The following is an 18,373-nucleotide window of genomic DNA, read 5'->3' as shown; positions in this document are numbered from 1 at the left end:
ACTATCACCGCCAATATTGGCAACCCATAGGCACAGGAGCATGGGCGACATATCGCTGACGCGATAAAACCGTCTGCCGCGCGGGCCATGCGCTTATTCTGGTGTGGCGGGATTGCCGATTTTTCACGGCGAAAGCGCAAGAATGGCCAGCCGCGCCCGATTTTGCCGATACGCCGTGCGCCACTCGATAAAGCGCCTCGCCGCACTTGCGACCCCAATTCCCGTCATTCCGCTGACAAATCCTGGCAACATCGCGCTTCGCCCATCGCGCGCATACAAACCGTTGTGCGCAACCCACAAGGTGGGAAAAAACGAGTTCCGCTTACCGGAACAGCTTTTCAAAATCTGCAGAAAAACCGGTTCCATGGGACAATCGCGCTTTCCCGCCGTTTTCCATCCTCGTTTTCCCCATGTCCGCTGATTCTGCGCCCGCGCGCAACGGGTTTTCGACGACGCTACAGATCATTCCGGTCGTCTTTTTCACGTTCCTCTGCTACCTGACCATCGGCATTCCGCTCGCGGTGCTGCCCGGTTATGTCCACAACGATCTCGGCTTCAGCACCGTGATGGCGGGCGGCGCGATCAGCGTGCAGTACATCGCCACGCTCTGCTCGCGCGCGCTCGCGGGCCGTTCGGCGGACACGCTCGGCCCCAAGAAAACAGTGAGCCTCGGCCTGATGCTGTGCGGCGCGAGCGGCGTGATGCTGCTGCTCGCCACGCTCGTCGATCACTGGCCCGGCCTCTCCATCGCGCTGCTCGTGTGCAGCCGCCTGTTGCTCGGTTGCGGCGAAAGCCTCTGCGGCACGGGCGCGATTCTCTGGGGCATTGGCCGCGTGGGCACCTCGCACAATGCGCGCGTGATCTCGTGGAACGGCATCGCCACCTATGGCGCGCTCGCGATCGGCGCGCCGCTCGGCGTGGAAATGGTGCACTTCGTGGGCTACTGGACGCTCGGCATTTCGGTCATCGCGCTCGCGGCGCTCGGCTACTGGCTCGCGCGCCCCATCGCCCCGGTGCCCATCGTGCACGGCGAGCGCATGTCGTACCGCAGCGTGTTCACGCGCGTGCTGCCGCACGGCATTGGCCTCGCGCTGGGCTCGGCGGGCTTCGGTTCCATCGCCACGTTCATCACGCTGTTCTACGCGGCGCGCCACTGGCCCAACGCGGCGTTCACGCTCACGCTGTTCGGCCTCATGTTCATCGGCGCGCGTTTGCTGTTCGCCAACACGATCAAGCGCTTCGGCGGCTTCCGCGTGGCCATTGCCTCGTTTTCGTGCGAATGCGCGGGCCTGCTGCTGCTGTGGCTCGCGCCGGTGCCGAACGTGGCGCTCGCGGGCGCGGCGCTCACGGGCTTCGGCTTCGCGCTGGTGTTCCCGGCGCTCGGCGTCGAAGCCGTCGGTCTCGTGCCGCCCGCGAGCCGCGGCGCCGCGCTCTCGGCGTACTCGGTGTTCCTCGATCTGTCGCTCGGCATTACCGGCCCGCTCGCCGGTTACGTGGCGAACGTGTTCGGCTACGGCTCGGTGTTCCTGTTCGCGGCGATCGCGGCGGCGGCCGCCGTGGCGTTGTCGGTGTCGCTGCATCGGCGCAGCGTGCAGGGCGCTCAGTCGGCGCCGGTTGCATCGGCGGCGAATGCTTCGACCGTTCAGCAAACGGAATAGCGCACAGAAGAAAAGCGGACGAAACCGCAAGCACATCGACACAAACCGCCGCGCGCTTCGCGAGAACGACACGGCTTGCGTCACGAAAAAAACGGCGGCCTCGCTTTCACGCGACGCCGCCGTTTTGCATTGATACGCGTAAAGATCGCCGCTACTTCGTGACCTTCTGCTTATCGAGCTTCTTGCCCGTGGCCTCGTTATAGCGCTGCACGTATTCCTCGGTGAGCTTGCGCAACGCGCGGCCGATCTTGCGGTAATCCGACTCGTTGAGATTCGCGAGCGACACGCGCCCCGAAGGATGCGGCGTGCCGAAGCCCTTGCCCGGCAGCAGCACGACGCGCGCTTCGGCCGCGAGGCGGAACAGCAGTTCGTTGGGCTTCAACTGCTTCATGAGCCAGTCGACGAAGTCGCGGCCGTAGAGCTTCTCGCCCATGTATTCCATGTCGAGGATCGTGTAGTAATCGACCTGATTCGGATCGTCCTCGTCGTAGCTCACGCCCATCTCTTCGAACAGCGCGCGCTTGCGGCTGCGAATCAGACGCTTGAGCGCGTTCTTGTACGCGTCGGGCGTGTCCATCAGCGAGAACAGCGAGAACAGCACCATCTGCACTTGCTGAGGCGTGGACAAACCGGCCGTGTGATTGAGCGCGACGGTGCGGCTGTCGGCCACGAGACGGTCGATGAACTTGAGCTTGTCGGGCTCCGTGGTGATCGACTCGTAGCGCTTGTGCAGGATCTGCTTCTGCTCCTTCGGCAATTCGCCGAGCAGCCGGTCGAGCACGTTGTCGCGATGCGTGGCGATCGCGCCCAGCCGCCAGCCCGTCGCGCCGAAGTATTTCGAATACGAGTACACGAGAATGGTGTTCTTCGGCGCGAGCGCGAACAGCGAGACGAAGTTGTCGGCGAAGGTGCCGTACACGTCGTCGGTGAGCAGAATGAGGTCGGGGCGCTCCTTGATGATGTCGGCGACGTGCTCGAGGCTTTCGTCGTCGATCTTCACCGAGGGCGGATTGCTCGGGTTCACGAGGAAGAACGCCTTCACCTTCGGGTCGCGCAGCTTGTCGAGTTCCTTCTTCGAGTATTGCCAGTTGTCCTTGACGTCGGCATTCACGTGCACGACTTTCAGCTGATAGTCGTTGAGTTCGGGAATCTCGATGTACGGCGTGAAGATCGGCATGCCGAGCGCGATGGTGTCGCCCGCCTCGATCAGGAAGTTCTCGCGCATCGTGTTGAAGATGTACGTCATGGCGGCCGTGCCGCCTTCCACCGCGAACACGTCGAACTCGCCCACGAACGGATGCCTGCCGATCATCTCGCGCCGCAAATACTGCCCGACGATGATCTCCGTATTCTTCAGAATGCGGTCCGGCACGGGATAGTTGCACGCGAGAATGGCTTCGCACATCTCGTAGAGAAAGTCCCCCGCCGACAACCCGAGCTGATCGCGCACGTACGAGACCGCGCCCGCGAGAAACGGAATGCCCGCTTGCCCCTTGTTCTCGCGCACGAACAGATCGAAGCGCTCGACAATGCCGTCGCGCTGCGGAAAGCCGCCCACGCCCTCCGGCATGTAGGCGAACGAACGCTCGGACTCGCGCATGGCGAAGAGGCCGAGCTGCCAGAAGCCGTGGCGGGGAATGGTCGCGAGAAAGTTGGGATTGCCGCGCCCCGCGTTCAGCATGGAGAGATTCGCGGGCCGCGCCGCCGCGCCGCCGCCCGCCGCCTTGATGAGCTCGTCCTTCAGTTCGAACGGGCTCAGCGCGGCGAGTCCCGCCGCTTCCTTGTCCTTCTCACCGTTACCCTTTGCTTTCGATGCCATGGTGATCTCCGTTGGAAGACGTGGCGCGGGCCGGCGCATGCGCGGCCCGCCTGCACTTCGAGTCATGCGAGACCGACGACGAGCGGCCCGAGCAGCGTGAGCAGCACGTTGGCGATCGCGTAGGTGATGGCGAACGGCACGGTCGGCACCGCGCTCTCGGCTTTGTCCAGGATGCCGCCGAAGGCCGGGTTCGCGCTGCGCGAACCCGACAGCGCGCCCGCGAGAATGGCCGCGTTGTTGTACTTGAGGACGTAGCGGCCGAACAGCATCGTGAGGAGGAGCGGCACGAGCGTCACGACCACGCCCAGCAGGAAGATCGTGATACCGCTCTGCTTGATCGTCACCACGGCCTGCAAGCCCGAGTTCAGCCCGACCACGGCCACGAAGGCCGCGAGCCCGAAGTCCTTGAGCAGTTGCGAGGCGGCGGGCGGCATGACGCCGTACATCGGATGCTTGCCGCGCATCCAGCCGAACAGCAGACCCGCGAGGAGACACCCGCCGCCCGAGCCGAGCGTGAGCGGAATGCCCGCCACGTTCACGACGATCAAGCCCACCAGCAAGCCGAGCACGAGCCCGACGCCCATGTAGATGAAGTCGGTCTTGTTGCTCCACGCCAGTTCGTAGCCCGCTTCCTGCACGGCGCGTTTGGTGTCGGTGGCGGTGCCGTAGATGGTGATGACGTCGCCGTGCTCCAGCTCCGTTTGCGGCAGCACCGGCACGGGCTGGCCCGCGCGCTCGATCTTCTCGATGTACACGCCGTGGCGCATGTCGTGATCGACGTTCTTGCGCACCTCGGCGATGGTCGTGTGATTCATGCCCTTCTTCGTGAACACGAGCTGGCGCGTCTGCATCACGAGGCTCATGCCGCCCGAGTCGGGCACTTCGGGGCCGATCAGCGCGCCCACTTCGACCATCTGCTCGCGGCGTCCGACCACGAGCACGAGGTCGTCGCGGCTCAGCACGAAGTCGGGCGTGGAGTCGAGGATCTTGCCCTGTCGGCGGATCTTTTCGATGGCGACCAGATCGTTCTCCGACTGCTCCAGTTGCTTGACGGTTTTGCCTGCCGCGATCTCCACGCGAAACACGCGGCCGAACAGTTCGGGCAGCGCGTTCAACTGGCCGGGGCCGCTCGACGCGCCGCCGCCGGACATCTCGCGCTCGGCGTCCATCGACGCGTCCTTGAGGCTGCGGCCCATGAACTTCGGCAGGATGTTCACGCAGACGATGATCGCGCCGAGCGAGCCGAACACGTAGGTCACGGCGTAACCGATGGCCACGTCGGCCTGCATCGCCTTGACCTGATCGGCGGGCAGGCCCAGACGCGCGATGGCGTCGCCGGCCGTGCCGATGATCGCCGACTGCGTCATGCCGCCGGCCGCGAGCCCGGCCGCGAGACCCTTGTTGATATGAAAGACCTTCGCGCAGATCACGACGGTCGCGAGCCCGGCGAGCGCCATGAACACGGCCATGGCGATCTCGCGCAAGGTCTTGCGGTTGAGCGAATTGAAGAAGCCCGGCCCCGAGTCGTAACCCACGGCGTAAATGAACACGGCGAACATCACCGACTTCACGCCGTTGTCGACCGTCACGCCGACCTGGCTGATGACCACGGCCGCGAGCAGCGAACCGCCCACGCCACCCAGTTGAAACTTGCCGAAGTTGATCTGGCCGATCCAGTAACCGATGGCCAGCGAGAGAAAGAGCGCGATCTCCGGAGACTTGTGAAAGATGTCATGTAGCCATTCCATCATGCCCTCGCTTTTGGGAAGGAACCGCAGCCCGTGGTGCTTGCCGTAGTGATGCAGAATCGGCGCCGCGATCGATACGGCATGACGCCGGATCGACACGACACCTGAGCGCGGCCGGGCTCAGCCGCTGCTGTTCATCCGCGTTGGCGGCAAGCTGCGCCGCAAGACGCGTTCAACCGAGCTTCGCCGCGAGCCCGACGACCACGGGCCCCATGAGCGGCAACAGGATGTTCGACAACGCATAGGTGATCGTGTAGCCGATCACGGGTGTGGAATTGCCCGTCACGCCCACGAGCGCGCTGATCGCGGGCGTGCTGCACTGCTGGCCCGCGATGGCGCCGAGCAGCATGGGCGCGTCGAGCTTGAGGAACATGCGGCCGATCCATAGCGAGAGCAGGCCCGGAATCAGCACCATCAAAATGCCCGCGAGCGGCAGCGCGAGGCCGTATTCGCGCACGAGCCGGATCGCATCCGGCCCCGCGGAAAGGCCCACGGCCGCGATGAAGGTCGCGAGCCCGAAGTCCTTGAGCACCTGCGCCGCCGCCGAAGGCAGCGAGCCCACCACCGGAAAATGCGTGCGCGCCCAGCCGAACAACAAGCCCGAGAGCAGACAGCCGCCGCCCGTGCCGAGCACCAGCGAGACGCCGCCCACGTTCACGCCGAAGCGCCCGATCAGCATGCCGATCACCACACCCAGACCCAGATAGACGAAGTCGGTCTTCTGCGTCTGCTGGATCACGTAGCCGAGCCGCTTCGCGCCGCGCGCGACGTCGGCGGGCGCGCCGAGCAGCGTGAGCACGTCGCCGCGATGCACGACCGCGCCGGGCAGCGCGGGCACCGTCGCGTCGAGCCGCGTGATCGCGCCCACGTAGATGCCGCGGCCGTCCTGCGGCGCGGCGCGTTCGCGCATCTGCGCGAGCGTCACGCCGTTGAGGTCGCGCCGCGTGAGCAGCACGTCCACGCGCTGCGCGAGCGCCTTGACGAAGCCGCCGCCCGGCACTTCCTCGCCGAAGCTGCTTGCCGCCTCGATCAGCGACTCGCGGCGCCCCGCGACGAACACGGTGTCGCCGGCCGCCAGCATGAACTGCGCGTCGGTGTCGATCTGCTCGCCGTTGCGCAGCACGCGCTCCACGGTGAGGTTGTTGCCGAAGCGCGCCTCGATCGCCGCCACGGCGCTGCCCGCCGCCGGTCCCGCCATGAACGCGCGCCCGACGAGCGGCGGCAGCGCGAGCCGCTGGCCTTCGTCGAGCACGCCGTCGCCGCCAAGTTCACGCGCGAGCCGCGCGGCTTCTTCGCGCAGGTTCACGCGCAGAATGAGCGGCGCGATCTGGCTCGTGAACAGCACGATCGTGATCAGCCCGAACAGGTAACTCACGCTGTACGCGGTGACGATATGTGCCTGCATCGTGGCGACGTCGGCGTCCGGCACGCCGAGCCGCGTGATGGCTTCCGAAGCCGTGCCGATCACCGCCGACTCCGTGGCCGCGCCCGCGAGCAGCCCCGCCGCCGTGCCCGCGTCGAGCTTCATGAGCACCACCGCGACCATGACGAGCGCCATCACCGAGACGATTTCGACGATCGACAGGAGTCCATAGCGCCAACCGCGCCCGATGTTTGCAAAGAACTGCGGCCCACCCGTGAAGCCGAGCGCGAAGATGAACAGCGCGAACGCGACGTTCTTGAGATCGGGCGCGAGACGTGCGCCGGTTTGCCCGATCACGAGCGCGACGATCAGCGTTCCGCACACGCCGCCCAGCGAGATGGGCCCGAGCCGCACCGAGCCGATCAGATAGCCGAGCGCGAGGCTCACGAACAGCGCGATTTCCGGTTGCGTCTTGAGCAATTCGACGATCATGTCTGGCCTGCGGATTTACCGGCTGAGTGGACACACCAAGCGGACGCAATAACCACGTTATAAATCACGAAACTCGAAAATACATTGGAAAACGCATAAAAAATCGCACTGAAAAAGTTCGTCTTTTATTCGTTTGTTTGCAAATTAATAATCGTCATCATGAAAAACGTTTTTTGCATTGCGCAATACGCCCGCTGGCGCGCGCGGTAGCATAACGCGCTCCCACTTCATGTAAGACACTGAAAATGCAGATGAATCTGTCACGAAACTGGCACATCTGACAGAAAAGCGCGATGCCGCCGATGAGTGCGGCGCCGCTCATCGCCCAGCGCCGCGGGCTAGCCCCCGTTGAAAGCGAAAGCGCGCCTCGCGCATTGCCGACTCAATCCCCATGCCGATTGAGTATTGAATCTTTTACAATCGCGATCTGTTTTGACAATAATTAGATAGATATTGTAATTCGCGAGGACTGTCAATATGATTTTCCTGTGATTAACGCCGCCGGGCATTACGGCGCATTGGCGGGCACGGGCGATCCGCTCCATCGTTGTTCTCGCATACGAGGCGATACCATGAACCAGATCCACGCGATGCGCGTCTTCGTCACGGTGGTCGATTCGCAGAGCTTTCGCCGTGCCGCGCAGCAACTCGACGTGTCCAACGCGCTCGTCACGCGCTCGGTCGCGATGCTCGAAGCGCATCTGCATACGCGGCTCATCAATCGCACCACGCGCAATCTTTCGCTCACGGAAGCGGGCCTGCGGTATCTCGAAGGCTGCCGTTGCGTGCTCGAAGAACTCGATCATCTGGAGTCCACGCTCGCGCAAACCGAAACCGAACCGGGCGGCACGCTGCGCGTGGTCGCCTCGGGAGCGCTCACGCTCGCTTCGCTGACACCGCTCATCGAAGGCTACAAGCGCCGTTATCCGCATGTGCTGGTGCGGCTCACGCTGGCCGAACGCGAAGTGGATCTCGTCGAAGACGGCTTCGACGTGGGCATTGTGGAAACGTGGCCGGAAGGCGCGAGCGACACGCACGACGCGCGCGCCACGCAGGGAACCCACGGCATGCACGGCACCCACGGCATTCGCGGCATGAGCGGTGCGAACCGCAAAAGCGCAGTGGGCGGAATGAACGGCACGAGCGGCTCCCCAGCGCTTGTCGAACGCGCGCTCGGCCGCACGGCGTTCGTGCCTTGCGCGTCGCCCGCGTGGCTCGCGGAGCATGGCGAACCGCGCACGCCCGAGCAACTGGCGCTGCACGCGGCGGTGGCGTTACCGCCCGAGGAACGCAGCGCGACGTGGCGCTTCGCGAGAGCTGGCGAGCCCGCGCAAACGGGCGCCACCGTCACGCTCGAACCCGGCTACGAGGTCAACAATCTGCTGATGGTGCGGCTCGCCGCGCTCGCGGGCATGGGCGTGGCGATCGTCCCTGCGCCGCTCGTGGCCGACGACATCGCTCGCGGCGCACTGCGACGCCTCTTGCCCGACTACGAGATCGACGATCCCGAGGCGCGCACGTCGATCGTGTGGCCGAGCCGCCAGTATCTGCCCGCGAAGACGCGCCGCTTCGTCGACTATGCTCTCGAGCATTTCACGCAACACGAACGCGAACCCGCGATCGATGGCGCAGCGCTGTCCTCGCCCGCGTTACCGGCCGCCAGGCTGGCGATGGACACCGCGCTGCAAGCGATGAGCGGAAGCTGAGCGCGATCCAGCGCGCGACTTGCGAGAGCGCGAGTTATCGAACGTTCGATGCGCGCGCACGCAAACCGCCGCGTCAACAAGACACGCTCAGCGCGGCGCGACCTGCACGCTCTCCCGTCCCGTCTCGCCCGCGCCGCACAGCTCGCGCAGCAGCGGCGCCTCGCGCTCGTGCACTTCCACCGGCAGCCACAACGCGCCCGCCCACGCGAGATAACGCGCGCGATGCTGGCCGTTGCGAAACGCCACCACGCCTTCGTGCGCCATGCCGAGCCAGCCCGCCACGCCCGGCGCGCGCCGCTTGCTGATGGTCACGTAAGGCATTTGCGGCACGCGCTCGTTGCTCGGGTCGAGGAATTCGCGAATGCCGCGCACCTTGCCCGTGTGCCAGTCGTCCACGGGCTTGAGCACGTAGTCGGTGTCGTCGCGGTCGGCGCAAATCAGCAGTTTGTGCAGGTCGACGACCACGACTTCGTGGCGCGTGCCGTCGGTGGTGAAGACGCGCTTGAAGCGCACGTGATCGTAGGTCGGGTGATCGGTCAGCGGCACGGTCCACAACGGACCGCATGCGGAGGGCGAGGACGAGTTGGAGGACGACGAGGCGGCATCCGGAACGGCGGTAAAGCCAGGCATGGACTTCGGCTGCATGCGAGCGGAGAGAAGGAGCGTGTTCTCAAGATTAGAATCGAACTACCCTAAGGGCGAAGCGTGAAAGTTATGTGAAGGTGCGCTGCCCCACCCTCGCGCGAGGAGAAGCGCATGCGGATCGAATCATTCGGCGAGCACGTGCGGATCGAAACGCCCGACGAGATCGGCGCGGCAGCCGGCGAAGGCGCCAACGCCAACGCGCCTGCCGCCGCGCATGTCGCCACTCGCGTCGCCACTCACGTCGCCACTCGAGCCGCCTCCCACGTCGCCACGCTCGTGCTCGACCGTCCCGCGCGCCGCAACGCCATCGACCGCGAAGTGGCCGAAGCGCTTGCCGCCGCGTTCGCGCGTTTCGAATCGAACGACGCGTGGCGCGCGGGCGTGCTGTGGGGCGCGGGCGGCACGTTCTGCGCGGGCGCCGATCTCACCGCGCTCGACGACGACGCGCGCCGCAACGTCATTCACGCCGACGGCAGCGGCCCCGGTCCGCTCGGTCCCACGCGCATGGCGCTCGCCAAACCCGTGATCGCGGCCGTGGCGGGTCACGCCGTGGCGGGCGGCCTCGAACTCGCGCTGCTGTGCGACCTGCGCGTGGTGGAAGAGGACGCCGTGCTCGGCGTGTTCTGCCGGCGTGTGGGCGTGCCGCTCATCGACGGCGGCACGGTGCGCCTGCCGCGTTTGATCGGCCTGTCGCGCGCGCTCGATCTGATCCTCACGGGCCGCGCCGTGACCGCGCACGAAGCGCTGGCGTTCGGGCTCGCCAATCGCGTGGTCGGCCGGGGCGAAGCGCGCGCGGCGGCGGAGCGCCTCGCCGCGCAACTCGCGGCGTTTCCGCAAGCCGCGTTGCGCGCCGACCGGCAATCGGCCATCGAGAACAGCGCGCTCGCCGATTTCGCCGAGGCGTTACGCCGCGAAGGCGCGGGCGGCTATCGCGCGGTGCTCGACGAAGGCATCGCGAACGCGCGGCGCTTCGCCCAGGGCGCGGGACGGCATGGCGGTCCGCTCGATGCCGCGGACGACTGACCGTTGACTGACCGTTTTCCGATCCCGTCTCCGCTTTTCGTGTCACGCAACCAAAAAAGCGTGTTGCTTTCGCGCAGCGCCCGAATGCGTGCCGTATGCGATGCGTCAGCTTTCAGTACAATTCCGTCTTGACTTAAACCTTGGCTTAAATCTTTGCGGTCCGGCGCCTCTCGCGCGGCGGCCCGCTGCCTGCGCCGCCTTCTCGCCCTCCCCGCCCATGCCCTTGCCTCTTCTCGCCCTTGCCGTCGCCGCGTTTGGTATCGGTACCACCGAGTTCGTCATCATGGGCCTGCTGCCCGATGTCGCGCGCGATCTCAGCGTCACCATTCCGGCCGCCGGCATGCTCGTCTCGGCCTACGCGCTCGGCGTGACGATCGGCGCGCCCATCGTCGCCATCGCCATTGTGAACGTACCGCGCAAGCAGGCGCTCATGCGCTTGATCGGCATCTTTATCGTCGGCAATCTGCTGTGCGCGCTCGCGCCGAACTACACGATCCTGATGGCCGCGCGCATTGTCACGGCGTTCTGCCACGGCGCGTTCTTCGGCATCGGTTCGGTGGTGGCGGCGGGTCTGGTCGCGCCGAACCGCCGCGCACAGGCCATCGCGCTCATGTTCACGGGCTTGACGCTCGCCAACGTGCTGGGCGTGCCGCTCGGCACCGCGCTCGGCCAGATCGCGGGTTGGCGCGCGACGTTCTGGGCCGTGACCGGCATTGGCATTCTCGCAGCCGGCGCGCTGCAAGTCTGCCTGCCCGCGAAGATCGAGATGCAGAAGGCGAGCCTCGTGAGCGAATTCGGCGTGATGAAGAATCCGCAGGTGCTGATGGTGCTGTTCATGAGCGTGCTGGCCTCGGCGAGCCTCTTCTCGGTGTTCACCTACATCACGCCGATTCTCGAAGACGTGACCGCGTTCTCGCCGCACGAAGTCACCTTCGTGCTGCTGCTGTTCGGCGTTGGCCTGACCGTGGGCAACACGCTCGGCGGCAAGCTCGCCGACTGGAAGCTGATGCGCTCGCTGCTGGTGTTCCTCGCGCTGCTGGCCGTCACGCTCGTCGTGTTCACGGTGGCGATGCACGACCAGATCGCGGCCATGGCGACGATTTTCGTGTGGGGCGTGCTCGCGTTCGCGATCGTGGCGCCGCTGCAAATCCTGATCGTCGATCGCGCGAGCGAAGCGCCCAATCTGGCCTCCACGCTGAACCAGGGCGCCTTCAACCTGGGCAATGCGGGCGGCGCGTGGCTCGGCGGCGTGGCGATCAGCGCGGGCGCGCCGCTCACGCAACTGCCGTGGGTGGGCGTGCTGCTGGCGCTGGCGTCGCTCGCGCTCACGCTGGTTTCCGCGCAGATCGACCGGCGCGCGCGCCGCCGCGTGAGCGTTTCCGGTTCGCAATCGTGCTGATGCGGCGCTGAAATCGTCGTTATCGGGCAGGCACGCGCCGCGTTGCCAGGGCGGCGTAGTAGCATCTCGCCCGATGAAAACCGTCCTCACCCGCGACTTTCTCGCGCTGATCCTGAGCGTGGCCGTGGTTGGCCTCGGCTCCGGCGCGACGCTCCCGCTCACCGCGCTGGCCTTGACCGACGCCGGCTACGGCAGCGCCATCGTCGGCCTGCTCACGGCCGCGCAGGCGCTCGGCGGCCTCGCCGTGGTGCCGCTCACCGCGTGGTTCGCGGCGCGCTTCGGCTCGCGCGGCGTGATCGTCGTGGCCGTGCTGTGCGTGGCGGCGGCCACGGCGCTCATGCAACTGAGCACCAATCTCTGGCTCTGGGCGCTGTTGCGCATGCTGTGCGGCGCGGCGCTCATGCTGCTCTTCACGATTGGCGAGGCGTGGGTCAACGATCTCGCCGACGACGCCAACCGCGGCCGCGTGGTCGCCATCTACGCCACCACCTTCACGCTGTTCCAGATGTCGGGCCCGGTGCTCGTGAGCCAGATCGCGGGCTTCACCGCGTGGCGTTTCGCGCTGTGCGGCGCGCTCTTCCTGATCGCCCTGCCGATGCTCGCCGCGATCCGCGCCACGCCGCTGCAAGCGCATCACGACGAGCCGCACGGCCGCTGGCGCCACGTGCTGCCGCGCATGCCCGCGCTGATCGTCGCCACGGGTTTCTTCGCGCTGTTCGACACGCTCGCGCTTTCGCTGCTGCCGCTCTTCGCGATGGGGCATCACATCGACCGCGAAACGGCGGTGCTGTTCGCCTCGGTCGTGCTGCTCGGCGACACGACCATGCAGTTCCCCATCGGCTGGCTCGCGGACCGGCTCGGCCGCGAACGCGTGCATGCGCTGATGGGCGTGATCGTCGCCGTGCTGTTGCCGCTGTTGCCGTTCGCGATCGCCACGCCGTGGCTGCGCTGGCCGCTGCTGTTCGTGCTGGGCGCCGCGGCGGGTTCGATCTACACGCTCGCGATCGTGGCGTGCGGCGAGCGCTTCGAAGGCGTCGCGCTGGTTTCGGCGAGCGCTGTGGTGAGCGCGTCGTGGAGCGCGGCGAGCTTTGGCGGCCCGATCGTCACGGGCGCGCTGATGGAGCACGCGGGCCGCGACGCCATGCTCTGGGTGCTGTTCGCGGGCGCGCTGGTGTTTCTCGGCGCGTTGCGCTGGGAACGCGCGCGCGGCATCGCGCGGGCGCGCGCATAAGACGAAAAAGCCGATGCGCTTTCTGCAAGCGCATCGGCTTGTCGGGTCATCGAAGAAGGACGCCGGGCGTTACTTCGCCGCTGGCACAATCTTCCCCGCGCAGGTGCCGAAGCCCACGCGATACCCGTCGCCCTGGCACCAGCCCGCGAGCGTGAGTTCGTCGCCGTCTTCGATAAAACCGCGCGTGCCGCCGCCCTTGAGTTCGAGCGGATTCTTCGCGTTCCACGTGATTTCGAGCAGGCTGCCGAACGAGTCGGGCGTCGGTCCGCTGATCGTGCCCGAACCCATCAGGTCGCCCACGCGCGTGTTGCAGCCCGCCACCGTGTGATGCGCGAGCTGCTGCGCCATCGTCCAGTACATGTGGCGGAAGTTGGTGCGCGAGATCGTGGTGGCTTCGCTCGCGCCTTCGGGGCGCAACAGCACTTCGAGCGAAATGTCGAACGCGTGCTCGCCCGCGTGACGCAGGTAGTCGAGCGGCTGCGGCTCCTGCGCGGGCTGCGCCACGCGGAACGGCTCCAGCGCGTCGAGCGTCACGATCCACGGCGAAATGGTCGTGGCGAAGGTCTTGGCGTTGAACGGCCCGAGCGGCACGTATTCCCATTGCTGGATGTCGCGCGCGCTCCAGTCGTTGAGCAGCACCATGCCGAAGATATGCGCCTCGGCGTCCTCGCACGCCACCGGCTCGCCCAGCGCGTTGCCCTTGCCGATGACGAAGCCCGTCTCCAGTTCGATGTCGAGCTTGCGGCATGCGCCGAACACCGGACGCTCCTGATCGGGCAGCTTCAACTGGCCGTTCGGGCGGCGCACCGGCGTGCCGCTCACCACCACCGAAGACGCCCGCCCGTTGTAGCCGATCGGCATTTCCGACCAGTTCGGCAGCAGCGCATTCTTCGGATCCCGAAACATCGACCCCACATTGGTCGCGTGTTCCTTCGACGAATAGAAGTCGGTGTAGCCGGGAATCTCCACGGGCAGATGCAGCGTGGCATCGGCGAGGAGAACCAGCGCGCGCTCGCGCAACGCGGCGTTGTCGCGCAGCGTGGCGTTAGCGCTTTCGAGCAGCGCGGAAAGCTGCACGCGCACGCTGCGCCACGTTTCCTGGCCGAGCGCGATGAAGCCGTTGAGCGCGCCCTGACGGAACACGTCGCGCGGCGCGCGTTCGGGCAGGCGCAGCAGACCGGCCTCCTGCAACGCGGCGAGATCGATCACCTGATCGCCGATCGCCACGCCCGCGCGCGGCTGCGCGTCGTGCGCCGTGCTGAACACGCCGAACGGCAGGTTCTGGATCGGGAAATCGCATTGCGCCTCGTTCGCGCCCGCGACCCAGCTTTTGCGGCGCGGGTCGAGCGTTGCCTTGAGTTCGCTCGTCATGGTGGGACTCGTGCTGCTCATTGCTTCTCCGGATTGAAGTGTTTCGTGAGGCCTTGCCAGCACTCGTAGTAATGCGCCTGCAACTGGCTCGTTTCGAGCGCATAGCGCGTCGGGCGAATCAGCGTGCGCGTTTCGAACATGAAGGCCATCGTGTCGCCAACCTTGTGCGGCTTGCTCGTGTCGGAATGCGAGGCTTTCTCGAAGGTCTCCGCATCGGGGCCGTGACCCGACATGCAGTTGTGCAGGCTCGCGCCGCCCGGCACGAAGCCCTCGGCCTTCGCGTCGTACACGCCATGCACGAGGCCCATGAACTCGCTCGCCACGTTGCGGTGATACCAGGGCGGCCGGAAGGTGTTCTCGGCCGCGAGCCAGCGCGGCGGGAAGATCACGAAGTCGATCGAATCGACGCCCGGCGTGTCCGTGGGCGCGTGCAGCACGAGGAAAATCGACGGGTCCGGATGATCGAAGCTGATCGAGCCGATCGTGTTGAAGCGGCGCAGATCGTACTTGTACGGCGCGTAGTTGCCGTGCCACGCCACCACGTCGAGCGGCGAATGACCGATATCGGCGCGCCACAACTGGCCGTTGAGCTTGGTGACGAGTTCGAACGCGCCCTCGCGGTCTTCGTACGCGGCCACGGGCGTGAGGAAATCGCGCGGGTTCGCGAGGCCGTTCGAGCCGATCACGCCCAGGTCCGGCAGGCGCAGCAAGGCGCCGAAGTTTTCGCAGATATAACCGCGCGCGTCGCCGTCGGGCAGGTCGACGGTAAAGCGCACGCCGCGCGGGATCACGGCGATCTCGAACGGCTCCACGTCGAGGCGGCCCATTTCCGTGCGGATCGCGAGACGCCCTTGCTGCGGCACGATCAGCAGCTCGCCGTCGGTGTTGTAGAAGAAGCGGTCGACCATGGACCGGTTCGCGGCATAGAGATGGATCGCGCAGCCGCTCATCGACGCCGCCGAGCCGTTGCCCGCCATCGTCACCCAGCCGTCGATGAAGTCGGTGGGTTCGGTGGGCATGGGCAACGCGTCCCAGCGCAGCTGATTGGGCGGCGTGGGCGGCACGTCGCCGAAATCGGCCACGAGACGCGCCGTGCCGCCCGCGCCCGCGTGCCCGTGAACCGGCGCCAGCGGCGTGAACGGCTGATGCACCGCGCCCGGACGAATCCGGTAGAACCACGTGCGGCGGTTGTGCGAACGCGGCGCCGTGAAGGCCGTGCCCGAGAGCTGCTCGGCGTACAGGCCGTACGCACAGCGCTGCGGCGAGTTCTGCCCGGCGGGCAACGCGCCCGCCAGGGCCTCGGTCGCGAATTCGTTGGCGAAGCCGCTCATGTAACCGTGCTGGACTTCGGCGGGGTGCCGCAAAGGTGCATTCATCGCTGTCTCCACTGTTCGATGCCGTTTGCGAACGTCGTGCTTGCGCACATCGTCGCGCGATTTACGAATAGTAAAAGCAATTACGATTAGTGAAATTACGTGTAAACCCTGAACGCGGCCGAAATCCCGCGCGGCGAGGCCGCGAAAACGTCCCGCCAGCGCCGCAGCATCGACAAAAACCGCGCGCCATGATCGATAACGATATGACCAATCAGTCCATCCGGCGCGGCGGCGTGCTGCTACCATCGAGTCATGCGGCCCCGACTCGCGGGCTGTATTTCAACGCCGCGCACCCAACTTCATCATGATCGCTCCGACCATTCCCGAGCTCGTCGCTCGTTCCGCCAGCCATCCGTTCCTCGGCGAGCATCTGGCGATGGGCACCGGCGCGTACAGCCAGCAAGCCGTGGCGCGCCGGCGCGGGCTGGAGTTGTTGAGCGCCTACGAGCCGATCTACGACATCAGCGTGCATGGCGGCGCGCAGTCGCTCACGGCCGATCTGGGCGCGGCCGCGCGATTCGGCGACGAACTCGGCTACCAGGCCGTCACGCTGCGCGAACGCGACGGGCAACTGGCGCCATGCGATCCGTTTGGCGGGTCCTTCGGCGAAGGCCTCGACGACCCCGAACTCGTCGCGCTCGACCGTATGGTGCGCGCCTTGCACACGATCAACTTTCTGGGCGGCCAGCAACACGGTCTGCTGTTTCTGCGCGTGCACGAGCGCCTCCTGAAAAGCGTGAAATACGATCATGGGCGGCATTTTTCGAACGTGCTGGTGTCGTTCGGGCTGAATCCGGGCCGCATCGTGATCGAGTTGCCGGCCGCGGCGGTCGCGCACAAGACTTTCCTCGGCTATCTCACGAAGAGTTATCAGCGCTACGGATTCAAGGTGGCGGGCAATCTGCCCAACGCGGGGCAGATTCTTTCGGTGTCCGACGTACCGCGCCCCGATTTCGTGAAGATGGATGCGGGCGCGGCGCTGCGCGATTCGATGGTGAAGCCGCTCGTGAGCTACGCGGCGCGGCTGCGCATTCCGCTGATCTTCAATCGCGTTGCCGATGTGGCGCAATTCGAGCAGCTTCAGCAGTACGACGTGCGCTTCGTGCAGGGGCCGCTGTTCGCGGCGCAAGACAAGGTGGTGTGACGGCGGCGCGTTGCGCGCCTTGAAAGTGAGGCGGGAAGCGGCCTGAAAAACCGCCCGCCGGTTGCGGGGCGGTTGCCTGCCGATTGCTGGCCGATTGCTGGCCGATTCCCCGCCGATTCCCCGCCGATTCCCCGCCGATTCCCCGCCGATTCCCCGCGCGCCAGATCGCCTCAAAGGCAGACCGGTTCCTGCTCCAGCTCCACGCCGAAACGCGCGAGCACGTCGCTGCGAATCGCCTGCGCGAGTTCCAGAATATCGGCGCCGGTGGCGTTGTCGCGATTCACGAGCACGAGCGCCTGACGGTCGTGCACGGCCGCGCCACGCAGCGCGCGCCCTTTCCAGCCGCACCGGTCGATCATCCAGCCCGCCGCGAGTTTCACGCGGCCATCGGCTTGCGCGTACGAAACGATCTCAGGCTCGCGGGCGCGCAGCGCGTCGAACTGCGCGGCCTCGATCACCGGATTCTTGAAGAAGCTGCCCGCGTTGCCGAGTTCGAGCGGATCGGGCAATTTCGCGCGCCGCACGGCCACCACGGCGTCGAACACGGCGCGCGCGGTGATCGTGTCAGCTGCGGCGTGGCCGCTCTGCGCGGCGTTGCGCGCCAGTTCGCGGGCGAGATCGGCGTACCTGGCGTTGGGCTGCCACGCCTTCGGCAAACGGAACGTGACCGCGGTGATGACGAAGCGATCGCGCCCGGCGCGCTTGAAAAAGCTGTCGCGATAACCGAACTCGCAGGCGGCGGCGTCGAATTCCACGGCCTCGCCCGTGGCCAGTTCGACCGCGCGCACCGTGGCGCAGCGCTCGGCCATCTCCAGCCCGTACGCGCCGATGTTCTGGATGGGCGCCGCGCCCACGGTGCCCGGAATCAGCGCGAGATTTTCGAGGCCCGGCATGCCCGCTTCGAGCGTCCACGCGACGAAATCGTGCCAGTTCTCGCCCGCCGCCGCTTCCACGTACCACGCCTCGCTGTCTTCGCGCACGCAGCGCTTGCCCGCGAGCGACATCAGCAGAACCAGACCGTCGAAGTCGCGCGTGAACACGACATTGCTGCCGCCGCCCAGCACGAGCGTGGCCATGTCCTGCGCGCGCGGGTCGCGCACGGCGTCGAGCAAGTCCGCTTCGCTCGTCACGCGGCAAGCGAGGCGCGCGCGCACGTCGAAACCGAACGTGTTGTGCGCGCGCAGCGGATACGCGGCGGCAAACCACGGAGCGGACGAAGCGGCGGAAATTTCGGGGACGGACATGGAGAACGGCTGACGATGAACGAAGGAGACGGCGGCTGGAGCACGCGGTTTGCTCGGCATTTGCCGGGAATCCGCTTTGAAGCGGCGCGGGCACGACGCGACGGCTTATCGGCGCACAGCGCAACAGGGAGCAACACGGCACAACCCGGCACAA

Annotated in this window: 13 protein-coding genes and 1 pseudogene; 6 read left to right on the top strand and 8 right to left on the bottom strand. The window is 66.4% G+C overall.

Annotated features, from left to right (window positions below; translation table 11 throughout):
* Positions 1 to 123: 123 nt before the first annotated feature.
* Entirely contained in the window at positions 124 to 366 is a 243-nt protein-coding gene (locus FAZ98_RS02745) for a hypothetical protein (RefSeq protein ID WP_158948556.1), read from the bottom strand.
* Between the two features lie 44 nt (positions 367 to 410).
* Between FAZ98_RS02745 and FAZ98_RS02740 the strand changes: the two genes are divergently transcribed.
* Complete coding sequence (locus tag FAZ98_RS02740; RefSeq protein ID WP_158948554.1) at positions 411 to 1,658, top strand: MFS transporter; 1,248 nt, start codon at positions 411 to 413, stop codon at positions 1,656 to 1,658.
* Between the two features lie 151 nt (positions 1,659 to 1,809).
* On the opposite strand, the gene FAZ98_RS02735 is transcribed toward FAZ98_RS02740, so the two are convergent.
* The 3 genes from FAZ98_RS02735 to aspT (FAZ98_RS02725) form a co-directional block, all read right to left on the bottom strand.
* Complete coding sequence (locus FAZ98_RS02735) at positions 1,810 to 3,477, bottom strand: bifunctional aspartate transaminase/aspartate 4-decarboxylase (RefSeq protein ID WP_158948552.1); 1,668 nt, start codon at positions 3,475 to 3,477, stop codon at positions 1,810 to 1,812.
* Positions 3,478 to 3,539: 62 nt separating this feature from the next.
* Entirely contained in the window at positions 3,540 to 5,225 is a 1,686-nt protein-coding gene (gene aspT, locus FAZ98_RS02730) for an aspartate-alanine antiporter (protein WP_158951838.1), read from the bottom strand.
* A gap of 172 nt (positions 5,226 to 5,397) precedes the next feature.
* Positions 5,398 to 7,080, bottom strand: coding sequence for an aspartate-alanine antiporter (gene aspT / locus FAZ98_RS02725; protein WP_158948550.1), 1,683 nt, complete (start codon positions 7,078 to 7,080; stop codon positions 5,398 to 5,400).
* Positions 7,081 to 7,652: 572 nt separating this feature from the next.
* On the opposite strand from aspT (FAZ98_RS02725), the pseudogene FAZ98_RS02720 reads away from it, so the two are divergent.
* Positions 7,653 to 8,615 (top strand): annotated as a pseudogene (locus tag FAZ98_RS02720) (LysR family transcriptional regulator); the annotation flags it as partial.
* 258 nt (positions 8,616 to 8,873) lie between these two features.
* On the opposite strand, the gene FAZ98_RS02715 reads toward FAZ98_RS02720, so the two are convergent.
* Positions 8,874 to 9,416, bottom strand: coding sequence for a plasmid fertility inhibition factor family protein (locus FAZ98_RS02715; RefSeq protein WP_233272643.1), 543 nt, complete (start codon positions 9,414 to 9,416; stop codon positions 8,874 to 8,876).
* A gap of 126 nt (positions 9,417 to 9,542) precedes the next feature.
* On the opposite strand from FAZ98_RS02715, the gene FAZ98_RS02710 reads away from it, so the two are divergent.
* From FAZ98_RS02710 to FAZ98_RS02700, 3 genes are all read left to right on the top strand, one after another.
* A complete protein-coding gene (locus FAZ98_RS02710; RefSeq protein ID WP_158948546.1) occupies positions 9,543 to 10,454 on the top strand; it encodes a crotonase/enoyl-CoA hydratase family protein in 912 nt (303 codons plus the stop codon).
* Positions 10,455 to 10,671: 217 nt separating this feature from the next.
* Positions 10,672 to 11,853, top strand: coding sequence for an MFS transporter (locus tag FAZ98_RS02705; RefSeq protein ID WP_158948544.1), 1,182 nt, complete (start codon positions 10,672 to 10,674; stop codon positions 11,851 to 11,853).
* Between the two features lie 73 nt (positions 11,854 to 11,926).
* Positions 11,927 to 13,084: an MFS transporter gene (locus FAZ98_RS02700; RefSeq protein WP_158948542.1), complete on the top strand. Its 1,158-nt coding sequence runs from the start codon at positions 11,927 to 11,929 to the stop codon at positions 13,082 to 13,084.
* 69 nt (positions 13,085 to 13,153) lie between these two features.
* Here FAZ98_RS02700 and fahA read toward each other — a convergent pair whose 3' ends face one another.
* Both fahA and hmgA read right to left on the bottom strand, forming a co-directional pair.
* Positions 13,154 to 14,476: a fumarylacetoacetase gene (gene fahA / locus FAZ98_RS02695; protein WP_199272283.1), complete on the bottom strand. Its 1,323-nt coding sequence runs from the start codon at positions 14,474 to 14,476 to the stop codon at positions 13,154 to 13,156.
* The gene (gene hmgA, locus FAZ98_RS02690; RefSeq protein ID WP_158948538.1) at positions 14,473 to 15,831 is read right to left on the bottom strand and encodes a homogentisate 1,2-dioxygenase; all 1,359 of its coding nucleotides are present in this window, start codon (positions 15,829 to 15,831) and stop codon (positions 14,473 to 14,475) included. The genes fahA and hmgA overlap by 4 nt, the downstream gene beginning before the upstream one ends.
* Positions 15,832 to 16,135: 304 nt before the next feature.
* Here hmgA and FAZ98_RS02685 point away from each other — a divergent pair, with 304 nt between their 5' ends.
* Positions 16,136 to 16,975 (top strand): EAL domain-containing protein, encoded by an 840-nt coding sequence (locus tag FAZ98_RS02685; protein WP_158948536.1) that lies wholly within the window; start codon positions 16,136 to 16,138, stop codon positions 16,973 to 16,975.
* A 170-nt stretch (positions 16,976 to 17,145) separates the two neighbouring features.
* On the opposite strand, the gene murB is transcribed toward FAZ98_RS02685, so the two are convergent.
* Positions 17,146 to 18,219, bottom strand: a complete 1,074-nt coding sequence (gene murB, locus FAZ98_RS02680) for a UDP-N-acetylmuramate dehydrogenase (protein WP_158948534.1) — start codon at positions 18,217 to 18,219, stop codon at positions 17,146 to 17,148.
* Positions 18,220 to 18,373: the final 154 nt, after the last annotated feature.

The sequence above is a fragment of the Paraburkholderia acidisoli genome (assembly GCF_009789675.1).
Lineage (GTDB): Bacteria > Pseudomonadota > Gammaproteobacteria > Burkholderiales > Burkholderiaceae > Paraburkholderia > Paraburkholderia acidisoli.
This window is presented reverse-complemented; position numbering and strand designations above follow the sequence as displayed.

Bases quoted from the DNA above. Each gene is read 5' to 3' on its own strand.
- FAZ98_RS02745 (WP_158948556.1), bottom strand. From the start codon at position 366: ATGGAACCGGTTTTTCTGCAGATTTTGAAAAGCTGTTCCGGTAAGCGG.
- FAZ98_RS02740 (WP_158948554.1), top strand. From the start codon at position 411: ATGTCCGCTGATTCTGCGCCCGCGCGCAACGGGTTTTCGACGACGCTA.
- FAZ98_RS02735 (WP_158948552.1), bottom strand. From the start codon at position 3,477: ATGGCATCGAAAGCAAAGGGTAACGGTGAGAAGGACAAGGAAGCGGCG.
- aspT (WP_158951838.1), bottom strand. From the start codon at position 5,225: ATGGAATGGCTACATGACATCTTTCACAAGTCTCCGGAGATCGCGCTC.
- aspT (WP_158948550.1), bottom strand. From the start codon at position 7,080: ATGATCGTCGAATTGCTCAAGACGCAACCGGAAATCGCGCTGTTCGTG.
- FAZ98_RS02715 (WP_233272643.1), bottom strand. From the start codon at position 9,416: ATGCCTGGCTTTACCGCCGTTCCGGATGCCGCCTCGTCGTCCTCCAAC.
- FAZ98_RS02710 (WP_158948546.1), top strand. From the start codon at position 9,543: ATGCGGATCGAATCATTCGGCGAGCACGTGCGGATCGAAACGCCCGAC.
- FAZ98_RS02705 (WP_158948544.1), top strand. From the start codon at position 10,672: ATGCCCTTGCCTCTTCTCGCCCTTGCCGTCGCCGCGTTTGGTATCGGT.
- FAZ98_RS02700 (WP_158948542.1), top strand. From the start codon at position 11,927: ATGAAAACCGTCCTCACCCGCGACTTTCTCGCGCTGATCCTGAGCGTG.
- fahA (WP_199272283.1), bottom strand. From the start codon at position 14,476: ATGAGCAGCACGAGTCCCACCATGACGAGCGAACTCAAGGCAACGCTC.
- hmgA (WP_158948538.1), bottom strand. From the start codon at position 15,831: ATGAATGCACCTTTGCGGCACCCCGCCGAAGTCCAGCACGGTTACATG.
- FAZ98_RS02685 (WP_158948536.1), top strand. From the start codon at position 16,136: ATGATCGCTCCGACCATTCCCGAGCTCGTCGCTCGTTCCGCCAGCCAT.
- murB (WP_158948534.1), bottom strand. From the start codon at position 18,219: ATGTCCGTCCCCGAAATTTCCGCCGCTTCGTCCGCTCCGTGGTTTGCC.